Annotated in this window: 10 protein-coding genes; 8 read left to right on the forward strand and 2 right to left on the reverse strand. The window is 37.3% G+C overall.

Annotated features, from left to right (window positions below; all coding sequences use genetic code 11):
• The first annotated feature begins 3 nt into the window (after positions 1-3).
• From AC23ME_RS02980 to AC23ME_RS02995, 4 genes are all read left to right on the forward strand, one after another.
• Entirely contained in the window at positions 4-3,270 is a 3,267-nt protein-coding gene (locus AC23ME_RS02980; RefSeq protein ID WP_487726258.1) for a UvrD-helicase domain-containing protein, read from the forward strand.
• A gap of 69 nt (positions 3,271-3,339) precedes the next feature.
• Complete coding sequence (locus AC23ME_RS02985) at positions 3,340-6,270, forward strand: PD-(D/E)XK nuclease family protein (protein WP_487726259.1); 2,931 nt, start codon at positions 3,340-3,342, stop codon at positions 6,268-6,270.
• Positions 6,271-6,629: 359 nt separating this feature from the next.
• A complete protein-coding gene (gene tnpA, locus AC23ME_RS02990) occupies positions 6,630-7,064 on the forward strand; it encodes an IS200/IS605 family transposase (RefSeq protein WP_487726260.1) in 435 nt (144 codons plus the stop codon).
• An 86-nt stretch (positions 7,065-7,150) separates the two neighbouring features.
• Positions 7,151-7,705, forward strand: a complete 555-nt coding sequence (locus tag AC23ME_RS02995) for a GNAT family N-acetyltransferase (protein WP_487726261.1) — start codon at positions 7,151-7,153, stop codon at positions 7,703-7,705.
• On the opposite strand, the gene AC23ME_RS03000 is transcribed toward AC23ME_RS02995, so the two are convergent.
• Entirely contained in the window at positions 7,702-8,085 is a 384-nt protein-coding gene (locus AC23ME_RS03000) for a hypothetical protein (protein ID WP_487726262.1), read from the reverse strand. The genes AC23ME_RS02995 and AC23ME_RS03000 overlap by 4 nt on opposite strands.
• A gap of 105 nt (positions 8,086-8,190) precedes the next feature.
• Here AC23ME_RS03000 and AC23ME_RS03005 point away from each other — a divergent pair, with 105 nt between their 5' ends.
• The 4 genes from AC23ME_RS03005 (at position 8,191) to AC23ME_RS03020 (ending at position 11,986) form a co-directional block, all read left to right on the forward strand.
• Positions 8,191-8,544 (forward strand): bleomycin resistance protein, encoded by a 354-nt coding sequence (locus tag AC23ME_RS03005; RefSeq protein ID WP_487726263.1) that lies wholly within the window; start codon positions 8,191-8,193, stop codon positions 8,542-8,544.
• 157 nt (positions 8,545-8,701) lie between these two features.
• The gene (locus tag AC23ME_RS03010; RefSeq protein WP_487726264.1) at positions 8,702-9,688 is read left to right on the forward strand and encodes a pyruvate dehydrogenase complex E1 component subunit beta; all 987 of its coding nucleotides are present in this window, start codon (positions 8,702-8,704) and stop codon (positions 9,686-9,688) included.
• Positions 9,689-10,189: 501 nt separating this feature from the next.
• Positions 10,190-10,825, forward strand: a complete 636-nt coding sequence (locus AC23ME_RS03015; protein WP_487726265.1) for an OmpW/AlkL family protein — start codon at positions 10,190-10,192, stop codon at positions 10,823-10,825.
• Positions 10,826-10,942: 117 nt separating this feature from the next.
• The gene (locus tag AC23ME_RS03020; protein ID WP_487726266.1) at positions 10,943-11,986 is read left to right on the forward strand and encodes a hypothetical protein; all 1,044 of its coding nucleotides are present in this window, start codon (positions 10,943-10,945) and stop codon (positions 11,984-11,986) included.
• Positions 11,987-12,079: 93 nt separating this feature from the next.
• Here the strand turns inward: AC23ME_RS03020 and AC23ME_RS03025 are convergent, their stop codons facing one another.
• Entirely contained in the window at positions 12,080-12,640 is a 561-nt protein-coding gene (locus AC23ME_RS03025) for a type 1 glutamine amidotransferase domain-containing protein (protein ID WP_487726267.1), read from the reverse strand.
• Positions 12,641-12,727: the final 87 nt, after the last annotated feature.

The raw sequence follows: 12,727 nt of genomic DNA on the forward strand, positions 1-12,727 counted from the left end.
TCCATGGCTGTAAAACCACTCAAAATATTACAAGCATCGGCGGGCTCGGGGAAAACCTTTAGCTTGGCGGCGCATTACCTTACCCTACTTTTTAGCGGCGAGAATAAATACCGGGAAATTTTAGCGGTAACCTTTACCAACAAGGCTACGGAAGAAATGAAAACCCGTATCCTCGAGGTGCTGAAAGGTTTTGCCATGGGCGATACTTCTAAAAAAATCGATGACTACAGGCAAATCGTTTTGGCGGCTCATCCTGGACTTAATGCAGAAGATTTAAAGCTCAAAGCGGACAAGGTCTATCGTAAAATCTTGCATGACTACAGTCGTTTTGCGGTGAGTACCATTGATGGTTTTGTGCAAAAAGTAATTAGAGGTTTTGCGTTTGAATTGGGTTTAGATAGCGGTTACAGCTTAGAAATGAATACCGAAAAGGTAAAAAAAGAGCTGACTAGCAAGCTGGAAAAACTACTTGACGAGAAAGACAATCTTTTGCAATGGGTAGTGGCTTTGGCATTAGACCGCATCAGCAACAATAAATCGTGGAATTACAATGCTGAACTGTTAAAGTTAGTTGGCGAGGTTTTTAAAGACCAGTTTAAAACATTTGAGCTTGCCATCGCAAGTTTCGGCACAGAAAATACTGATGAAGTTTTCAAAAAATATATCGATTTCTCAAAAAGTTTCATCAAGAAATTTGAAACGGATATCAACGAACTTGCGGAGAATGCTTTCGCAATTATAGAAGTTAGCGGTTTTAGTGCTGATGATTTTAAGGGGAAAAGTCGCTCGCCTTTGCTGAAATTTAGAAGCATCATGAGTGGTAATTTTGCCGATGTAGAGAAGGTGCTAAAGTTAATGGATGATGAAGAAAATTGGTTTCCAAAAGGAAAAGCTAATGAACTTTACGATGATATCAACCCTGTTTTACATAAAATTGATGCGGCTTATACTAATGGAATTGCCGATTATATCTTGGCAAAATCATTCATCAAAAATGGTTATTTCTTGCGCTTAATGCAGGAAATAGCGGTATTGTTAGCTCAATATCGAGAAGAGAATGAAACTTTGCTTATCAGCGATGCTCAAAAATTATTGAATGGAATTGCTGAGGATGCTGGAGAAAATCCCTCTTTTATTTGGGAGAAAATGGGCAATCGCTATGGTAATTTCCTCTTCGATGAATTTCAGGATACCTCTGCAAACCAATGGAATAGCTTTAAAGCTCTCGTGAACAATGCCATTGCCACACACGATGGAAAACTAAATGACCATTTGATTGTAGGCGATGCAAAACAGTCGATTTACAGATGGCGAGATGGTGATTACAAACTGCTCCATCAGAAGGCAGCAGCAGATTTGGGTGAACACAATGTACTTCCAGACCAACTAGAAGCAAACTACCGAAGTACCGAAGAGGTTGTAAAATTCAACAATGAATTGTACCCAAAATTAGCGGAGCTACTGCAAAACAAAATCAACGGAGAAATTCCTGCAGAAGATGAACTGCTGAACGGTTTTTGGAACGATGAACGTAATCAATATGGTGATATTATTACTAAAATTTACGATGGTGTTGCACAGCAAACACATCCAAAAACAACAGCAGGCGGCGTTATTAAAATCAAAAAAATAGAATTTGAAAAGCCAAAAGCCAGTATTGATGGGATTGTAGAAACCATAATTACAGACACTGAGCCTGAAAATAAAAAGGAAGCATCACTTATCGAAATGCTGAAGGAAGTTAGGCTATTGCTCGATGAGAAGGGCTATCAGCAACGAGAAATCGGTGTTTTGGTGCGCTCTAATTCTGAAGCTACCGAAGTGGTAAATGCCTTAATGGCGGCAGGTTTGGATGTGATATCAGGCGAAGCCTTAAAAATAGCCAGCAGCACAGCCATTAAGTTAATTGTAAATGTGCTGAGGTTGTTGGTGGTTAGTCCGTCTAATTCTGCTTTGTACAAGGCAAATTGCATCGCTTTGTATGCACAACTCCATGAAAATGCAATTAACGGCGACTATTATTTCGACTTAAAAGATACACCGATAGAAAAACTGAAGCATGTTTTACCGAGCGATTTTTGTGATAATTACAAAGCTTGGTTGGGCTTACCAGTTTCGGAGCTGATAGAGAAAATAATTACTGCATTTGGCTTAGATAATTATCAAAAAAATGGCATCAATCCGTTTTTGCCATACCTTTTAGCTTTTAGAGATTTAACCAATAGAGCGTCAAAACAAGGTGAAAAAGGTATCTCTTCGTTCTTGAATTGGTGGGAAGAAGAAGGACAGAATAAGAACTTGCCGTCGCCAGAAACTGCTAATGCCATACAGGTAATGACCATTCACAAATCTAAAGGATTAGCCTTTAGAGCGGTGTTTATTCCGTTTTGCGATTGGCCATTGGGCGGAAAAGCAAACAGTACTTTTTGGGTGCCTGTAGACGAAACACCTTACGCCGATTTGCAAAGTATCCCGCTACAATTTAGTAGTCAGTTAAAAGGTTCTAGCGTAACTAAATATTATTTGGAAGAACTTTTAATGGACTATATGGATGCGCTAAACAGCCTTTATGTAGCAACTACTAGGGCAAAAGATTACATCTACATCTCTTTTCCTAGTAAGAAAAAACCTTCGTTAAGCCATGTGGGCGATGCCGTTTTTAATGCCTATGTCGAAGATTTCGAAAATACTGATGAAATTCAAATCGGTAGTTTCTCTACAAAGGGCGATGGTATCGAAAGTTTTGATGCGCTGAACTTAACTACTTATCCAACCACTTCACGCTTGGAAGAGGTTTACGAAGAAGCCGAAAATCGACCGCAACGCTACATCGATAACATCACAAAATCTGGTAAAAAAGGGAGTAATTTACACGCAATATTGGCAGAGGTAAACAAGGTTGATGAAGCTGCCGGAGTAATTGACCACTTAATTTTAGAAGGCTTGATACTGGAAGAGGAACGAGCGGACTATGCACAGCAAGTAGCCGATGTTTTATCGCACCCAGAACTGAGTGCATTGCTAAGCCAAAATGCTAATCAAATCAACGAAAAATCAATTATTGGAATTGATGGAAAAACTTACCGTCCAGATAAATTGGTGCTCAACGGCAAGCAGGTTTCTATCATCGATTATAAATTTACGGCAGAAGAAAGTCAAAATCATGTGGCGCAAATTGTAAACTATAAAAATTTGATAGAAGCTATGGGCTATGAAAACGTAAAGCCGTATTTGTTTTATGCGACATTGAGTAAGCTGAAAGTTATATAAACCTTGTCATCCCGAGGTACCGAGGGATCTCTGTTTGAGATTCTTCGCTGCGCTCTGAATGACAGCACAATGAATAAAATGACCCCATTTTTAAAAGAAGTTGCCGAAGATTTAGTTGCCAAGTTTGGGCAAAATTTGCAAGATTGTGCGATTGTTTTTAACAACAAACGACCAGTGTCTTACTTACAGAAGCACTTGGCAGATATTTACCAAAAGCCATTTTGGAGCCCAACATTTTTCACTGTTCAAGAGTTTTTTGCAGAAGCGACGAGCTTTAAAATTGCCGACCACTACACACAGTTCTTTACGTTGTACGATTGTTATATCGAGCTGCTAAAAAATGAAGGTTCGGATAAATTACCCTCAATTGCTAAATTTCATAATATTGCTAAAATTATTCTGGGCGATTTTACCCAAATAGATAATGATTTAGTAGATGCTGAAAAATTATTTACGGAACTAGAAGACATTGCCATAATCAACCAGCAGTTTGATTTTCTAACGCCCGAACAAAAGGAATTTTTATCACAGTTTTGGCAGTCGTACTCTGAAGGTAAGTACAAAAAACAGCAAGAGCTTTTTATCAAAATGTGGCACAGGATGCCGGTACTTTATCGCAATTTTCATGAGAGATTAGCCAATAGCGGTTTCACCACAATGGCAAGGTTGTATAAAAGCATTGCCGATGGCAAAAACGATATAGATTTTACTGCAAAATATACCGGCGGGAAATTGGTTTTTATCGGCTTTAATGCGCTCAGCAAAGCTGAAGCAAAAACATTTAAACGTTGGCAGGAAGAAGAGAAGGCTGTTTTTTATTTCGATGTAGATAGTTACTATTTGGAAGATGAAATGCAGGAAGCCGGTCTTTTCCTCCGCAGAAATTTGAATAAAATAGGCTTAAAAAATCAATTGAGTAATGAGCTGAGTTCCATTAAATCTTCGCAACGCGATGTTAATGTGTACAAAGTGCAAGGACAAACGGCACAGGCAAAAATTGTAAATGAGTTGTTAGCAAATGAGAAGGAACAAATTTTAGCTCAGCAACCTGTAAATACTGCGATAATTTTAGCAGATGAAAGTTTGTTAATTCCTGTATTGCAAACCATTCCAGCGAAAATAGAAGATAAAAAAGTAGACGTTAACATTACAATGGGTTTTGGGCTAACAAACTCATCTTTATACGGATTGGCTGATTTATGGCTGAGCGTACAATCTGAAGTAAATGCAAAAAAAACTGTTCAGTACCAAACAGCAATAGCATTTTTATCGCACCCTTTAATTGGAATTAGCGATGTAATGCGCCCGAAGATTATCGATGCTTTAATTAAAGAGCAGTTGATAGAAATTCCCTACGGTCGCTTAACCAGACAAGGTGGTTTATTCGCTTCTTTTTTCGAGCCAATTCAATCATCCGCTGATGCGGTAAAAACCTTAATTGAGGTGTTAGATTATGTTTTGCAACGAGAATTAGCAGCAAGAAATCTGAAGAAAATCGATGCAGAATTGTTCGGTAAAACCATGCAGGAATTAAATAGACTGCAAGATACACTGCAACATCACATTGATAAATATCACAAAGACATCGAGCTGAGTTTTGTACTTTCTCTTATCCAAAAATCGTTAAGCGCAATTGCTGTTCCACTAGAAGGCGACCCTTTAAACGGCATCCAAATTATGGGTTTGCTAGAAAGCAGAAACTTGAATTTCGACAGGGTAATAATTCTCGGCTTAAATGAAGGCATTGTTCCGCAAGCATCAACGGGAACTACTTTTATTCCAGATAGTTTAAGACGAGCGTATGGTCTGCCTGTACTTGAAAATCAAGATGCAATTTCTGCCTATATGTTTTATCGATTGATACAGCGAACAAAAAATATAGATTTTGTCTATAATAGTCTAACGGATGAGAGTAACAGTGGCGAACCATCTCGTTTTATCAAGCAATTAGAATACGAAAGCGGCTTTAATTTTCATCATAAAGAGCTGCAATTGGCAGTGAAAACCGAGTTGAAAAGAGAAGAGGTTGTAGTCAAATCCGAAAAGGTACAGCAGGTTTTAAATAAGTATTTATCAGGTCAGAAGTATCTTTCTGCATCAGCTTTAACCACTTACATTACCAACCCAATTGATTTCTTTTATAAGTATGTAGCAGGAATTGAAGAGCCGAAAGAGATAGAAGAAACCGTAGAAGCATACAAACTAGGGTTAATTTTGCACTACGCTATGGAACATTTTTACGAGCAACTCCGTCTAGAAAGCTCGGAGATTACGGCAGAACGAATTAAAGCCAAGCGAAAGGATATTCCTAAACTAATTATTGAAGGTTTTGCAGATTGCCTTTATGGAAAAAACGACGGTGAGCCTCCTGCGCAAAGGCTTGCAGGCGTTAAAAAATTAGCCAGTACCTTAAAGCTAAATGGCATGGAGAAGGTGATTTTTGCTATCGTAGAAGAATACATCGGCATTATTTTAAAGCAAGATATGGAAGATGCTCCGTTTACTTTGGTAGGCTTGGAGTATAAAGAGAAAATCGATTTCGAATTGGATATTAATGGTGCGAAAAGGCAGGTTAAACTTTACGGCGTTATAGATAGGGTTGATTTAAAGGATGGCGTTTATAGAATTGTAGATTATAAAACTGGTGGCGACCAGCTGAAATATTCTACTATTGAAGAGTGTTTCGATACAGATTGCAGCAACATTAATAAAGCACTGGTACAGACACTTTTTTATACCTACGTGTATGAGCAAACTTCTAAAAATGAGCACGTAGAACCAAATTTATACATCGTGAAAACCATGAGTAAAGATGGAGTAAGTTTTAATGGAAAGGCAGGCCTACTTAAAGGAGAAACACTTTCGTTAGAAAAGCAAGTTTTTTTAAATGCGATGCGTAATAAGCTACAAGAATTGTTCAACTATGATATTCCTTTTAGAGCGAGTACTGTGCCAGCTAATTATAGTTATTCTATTTATAAGACTTTGTTTGGGGTATAGAATGTGGCTAAAGCCAATTTGTTTGTATTCTTTATCCGTTGGCTGAAGCCAACGGCAATGAAATTTAGGCGCTTCAAAATTGAATTGTTTAAAAAGTTCAGCAGTTTGTCAAATTGATAGCAAATACTTATTGCCTTATTTTGGCTAAAGCCCAGGGCAATAAGTGTTATACATCAAATAATGGGTTAAGAAATTCATCCGCTTAGTTTTAATAGAGATTATTTGTCTTAGCAGGTTTAACTATTCATTGCCGTCAGCTTTAGCTGACGGTTTGAAAGAAATATTGTAAAGGCTTTAGCCACATTTTGTACATCCAAAGCAAGAAATTCACTACCTTGATAATGCCAAAATGAAAAACTATGTCATATATCAGAATGTGGGTGCATTTAGTATTTGCCACCAAAAATAGAGAGCCATTATTGTCTAAAGAAATCATGTATAAAATTCAAAAACACATCATAAAAAACTGTGAAGAAAAATCAATTTATTTGCGAGCCATCAATGGCTACATAGACCACATTCATTGTCTTATATCGTTGGGAAGAGAACAAAGCATTGCAAAAGTTGCTCAACTCATAAAAGGAGAATCCTCTTTTTGGATTAATAAACATCAACTAACTAAAACTCAATTTATGTGGCAAGATGACTATTTTGCAGTTTCTGTAAGCGAATCGGTATTACCCAAAGTAATTGCATATATAGAGAACCAAGAACAACATCATGCCATGAAATCATTTGATGATGAAGTAAAAGAATTTGAGAAAAGATATGGATTCGATATTTCCAGTAAGTAAAGTAGCGTTATTCATTCCTGTTTGCTTCAGCTAACGGAGATAAAACCGAGCAGAAATTAAGCCAACAAAAAACCGTAAATTAACCTATGTTAGACCTAAACTTTCATCCCTTTCCAGAATTAAAAACCAAGCGTTTGTTATTGAGGCAAGTACTGCCAACAGATGTTGATGCCGTTATGAAAATTAGAGGCAATGAAGAAGCGATGCGTTATATTCCAAGGCCTCGAGCGAAAACTACGGAAGATGCATTGGCAGTAATAGAAATGCTAACCAACGGAATTAACGAAGGCAAATCCATCAATTGGGCAATTACGAATATCAAAAACCCATCAGAAATTTACGGAATTATGGGTTATGTCAATTTCTATCCAGAACTAAGCAAGGCAGAAATTGGTTACATGCTACATCCAGATTACTGGGGTAAAGGTTACGTACCGGAGGGAATTTTGGAAGTAGAAAAGTTCGGTTTCGAGCAAATCAACCTGCAAGCTATTGAAGCCAAAATAGACCCACGTAACGATAACTCTAGGAAAATCCTGCAAAGAAATAATTATCAGTTTGATAGATTGGTGCAAAAAGAAATGGTTTTTCTAGAAGAAGAATTAGATTCGGAATATTATATCAAAAATAGAACTCCCTAGATTATTGGAGGCATCATAATAACCTCTTTAATGAGCTCACCATCTTTGTTTCTTTTAGTCAATTTAATTGAGAAAGATAGGAGATCTTCATACTCACGTCTTGTTGCAATTAAGATATAATCTTCTGTTCCTAGTACTTTTGCATCACCATTTTCTAATATTTGAAAACCAAGGTCTTCAATAGAACTTCTTAAAAAGTTATGATAGGTATCTTCATCAAAGAAGATATAACTGACAGATTTATATGCTTCACCCATTTGCATTAGTGAAACAACTTCTGATTTATCTGTTCGTATAGGCTTGACCCATATACAATTCTCATCATTATAACTTTGCAATACAAATCCATCTTCAACGAAATAATTCTTCGCTTCTGACAATGAAGGAGTATTAATTAGAAAGAGTAGTTTTTCAATTGAAACCATAGATAGCGTCTGACTTACGTAAAGATAAAACCTTATATTTATGTATCAAATAAATCAGCTATGCTACAAACTGCAGTACCCATTCTCGCCTCGCTAAACGCCGAAGAAACCATCAAGTTCTACACTGAAAAGCTAGGCTTTACCTTCCACAACAATTGGGATGGCTACCTCATTTTTAGTAAAGATGAAATTGAAATACATTTGTGGCCAACTACAGATGAAGAAGTTCCAAAAGCTACAGGATGCTATGTGAGGGTGACAGAGGTAGACGAACTCTTTGCAACCTACAAAGAACAAAGCGTTGTTCATCCCAATGGATTATTAAAAGATATGCCTTGGGGCATGCGGCAGTTCTCTATTTTAGATAACAATGGCAATATCATCCATTTTGGAGAACGCATTGGAGAGGATTAAAAACGCTATTTCAGATTTTCATTTGGCAAATCAAACATTTCAAAACATTTTCTATTGCTTACAAGGCAATTATAATATTACAATTACGAGCTTTTCTAACCTTTGCAAAGCAATAAACTAAATATTATATTTGCCTTCGTTAATTTTCAACAAAACAATGAGAGAAATCCAATTCAGAGAAGCATTACGCGAAGCATTGAGCGAAGAAATGCGCAAAGACGAGAACGTTTTCATGATGGGCGAGGAAGTTGCGCAATATAATGGTGCCTATAAAGTTAGTCAAGGTATGTTAGATGAGTTTGGCGACAAACGTATCATCGATACACCAATTGCCGAGCTAGGTTTTGCAGGTATCGGAATTGGAGCTGCGATGAACGGTCTAAAACCAATCGTTGAGTTCATGACTTTCAACTTCTCATTAGTAGCAATCGATCAAATCATCAACTCGGCAGCAAAAATGTTGTCAATGAGTGGTGGTCAGTTTTCAGTGCCAATGGTTTTCCGTGGACCAACTGGTAACGCAGGTCAATTAGGTGCACAACACTCACAAAACTTCGAAAACTGGTACGCAAACTGTCCAGGTTTAAAAGTGGTTGTTCCAGCTACACCTTACGATGCTAAGGGCTTATTAAAACAAGCTATCTTAGATCCAGATCCGGTAATTTTCATGGAATCTGAGGTAATGTACGGCGATAAAGGCGATGTTCCTGCAGAAGAATATTACTTAGAAATTGGTAAAGCTAACGTGGTTAAAGAAGGTACAGATGTAACTATCGTAACTTTCGGTAAAATGTTAACCCGTGTGGTAAATCCAGCTGCCGAAGAATTAGCAAAAGATGGTATCAATGCAGAAGTGATCGATTTACGTACTGTTCGTCCAATCGACTACGCAACAATCATCAACTCTGTGAAGAAAACTAACCGTTTGGTAATTGTAGAAGAAGCTTGGCCATTGGCGTCTATCTCTTCAGAGATTACTTTCAACGTACAGAAAAATGCATTCGATCACTTAGATGCGCCAATTTTGCGTGTTACTTGTCAAGATGTGCCACTTCCATACGCACCAACTTTAATTGCTGCAAGTTTACCAAACGCAGAGAAAGTTGTGAAAGCGGTAAAAGAAGTAATGTACGTTACCAAATAAAAAACTTTTCTACTAGTTCGGCTAGTAAAACATATCAAATCCCGTTCTGCAAAGAGCGGGATTTTTTGTTTTTAGAAAAGCAGGTTTCGGTAGCACTTCGGTTACGAAAGTCCCGCTTTTCGTTATAATCTTTTTGTATACCGTTTTCCGTCATTTCGAACATCGTGAGAAATCTAAAAACTATGCTTCTAGCTAACAGATTTCTCCTCGTTCCTCGTCGAAATGACGCAACAAAAAGTATTACCACTTCAATCGGGTTTAAAAACCTAAAACCTTTGCGTTCTTTGCGTAGCTCTTTCCTTTCTTTGCGGTAATTAAACGCAAAGGTTTTGAAGTATTCACCAAGAACGCAAAGCCTACTGTTGTGAAAAACTTTGTCAATCTTATGGACATAAATTCTTAAACTCACTTTCATGCCTAAAATCACTAAACCAACTGTAATTCCTCATTAATAAAAACCCTATCTCCAGTTAATATTGCTTCATTAAATAACATAACAACATGAGAAAAATATTAACCATCCTCCTATTCTCAGGACTATCAATTAACGGTTTTGCACAACAAAAAGGCGACTTGAGAATGCGTCTACGTGCTACAGCAGTAATTCCACAAGAAAGTGCAGACATTAGTGTAATTAAAGGCAATGTAGATATTTCCAGTACAGTAATTCCAGAACTAGATTTCACTTATTTCCTAGTTAAAAACTTCTCTGCCAATTTAATATTGGGTACAACCAAACACGAAGTGAGCGCCATAAACACCGCTTTAGGAAATGTAGACTTAGGCAAAGTGTGGTTATTGCCCCCAACTTTAACATTCGCTTACCACATGCCAGTAAGCGCACAGGTACAGCCTTATGTTGGCGCCGGAGTTAACTACACCATTTTTTATGGCGTTAAAAACGGCCCGGCTATTGCAGAAACATCTTATAAAAACGCTTTCGCACCAGCTTTGCAGTTAGGTGTAGATTTCGATATCAGCAGAAAGTTATTCTTAAACTTCGATGTAAAGAAACTTTGGCTAAGCACAGATGCAACGGTAACAACCATTCCAAGTGTGGCTGGCGGCGCTACTGTAGTTGCCGATACAAAAATAGACCCTTGGTTATGCAGTTTCGGTATCGGAATTAAATTATAGTCTAATCAAACCAAATATAGGCCTCATGTTTATTTAAGCATGGGGCTTTTTTAATGGATTTAAGAATGAACTTGTGATGTGGATACAATTAATTAAATTGCAATCAAACAGCATCTCATGGAACTCAAAGACGTAAAAATTTCTCGTAAGAAACCCATATTTCCAGTAAGTGAAAACTTGCATAAATATTTACGCACCTATCAACGTGATGCTCGTTTGCCCATTAAATACGAAGACTTGAAAGCCTTTACAGAAAGTTTTCCAATTATGGATAAAGATGGAAAAGACACGCTTTGGGAAAGCCCAATTTATGCACAGGGCCAAATTGAAGAACTTCATAATGGCTTAAAAGTTATTTATGCTAAGTTGAAAGCATCAGGTAATTTACGTATTGTAGAACACAAGTACATCGATAGAATTGACTATTGTACTTTCGGAAATACGCATCCATTTCGCATTAGAATTGTAAACCGTTTAAACGATGTTTATGACTATTTCTACGTCAAAAAAGCAGACTCTTCAAGAATTTACGGACTGGAATTGGAAGAGGTTTTATCGCCAAACCAAGTCAATTATTTGGTAGATGAAGATACCATGATTGAAGAGCATATTGTCGGTTTGCCTGGCGATGTATTTAACAAAGGAAAAATCCACCAAGACGACTTTAACCCAACTCGTATAGCTAAGGAGTTTGTGAAGTTTAATGAACGCTGCCTAGTGACCTTGCTAGGAGATATGCGTTCTTACAACTTCGTGGTGCAAATTACTCCAGATTTTGATGATATTCAATTCCGTATTCGAGCCATAGATTTTGACCAGCAGTTTTACGAGGGAAATATCAAAGTTTATATGCCGCAGTTTTTCAAGGAGAACTTTGCTTTGGTAAAGTTATGTATGGAACATCTTACCGAAAAAACGGTACAACAATACAAACAGGAAGAACTTTCGTCAATTGTACACAGAGTAAGAAGTGAACGCCATCGTCTAGCCGATTTAAGAGATGTTTCTAGCAAAGAGCAACTCACCACGCCAGAAAATATACTTAAGTTAAAACGAAGTATGGCTGAATATTATAAAGATCCTGCTTATAAAGAGTGCGAGAATATGACAGATATCATTGAGCTTAATTTGAAGAATATCATTAGGCAGGTGAAATTATAACTTTGTCATTCTAAGAACAGCGAAGACCGCGAAACAGCTATATAGTAAGTCTATTTTAGATTCCTCGTGCCTCGGAATGACAAAGTTTGTTTGTTAAGCATGCTGCTCTTCATGCACACCTTCTGCAAATTCCTCTACCATTTTATCATTAAAAGCGGGCAAATCTTCTGGACTGCGGCTCGTTACCAAACCTTGATCAACTACTACTTCTTCGTCTACCCAATTGGCACCTGCATTCATCAAGTCTTTCTTAATCGAACTGTAAGAAGTCAAAGTTCTTCCTTCAACAACTTCCGCATCAATTAAAGTTTGCGGCCCGTGACAGATAGCTGCTACAGGTTTTCCTTTTTTAAAGAAATCTCTCACAAAAGCAACTGCATTTTCGTTTCCTCTCAAAGCATCTGGATTAATTACACCTCCAGGAAGTAACAAACCATCGAAATCGTTGACGTTTACTTCTTCTACAACATTATCAACAGAAATTTCTTTGCTCCACTCGTGGTCTTTCATTCCTTTAATGCTGCCTTTTTTAGAAGAGATGATTTGCACATTAGCGCCTTCTTCCTTTAACCTATTTAGAGGTTCAAATAATTCTGACTCTTCGAAGCCACTCTCTGATAGAATGGCGATGTTTTTATTGCTTAACTTTCCCATTTTCTTTATGTATTTAATAAAACAATCTTATTAAATACAAGAGTTTTGAAAGGATTGTTTTGGGAAATCTTTATTGCTTCGTCATTG

The sequence above is a fragment of the Pedobacter sp. T50_32 genome (assembly GCF_057652195.1).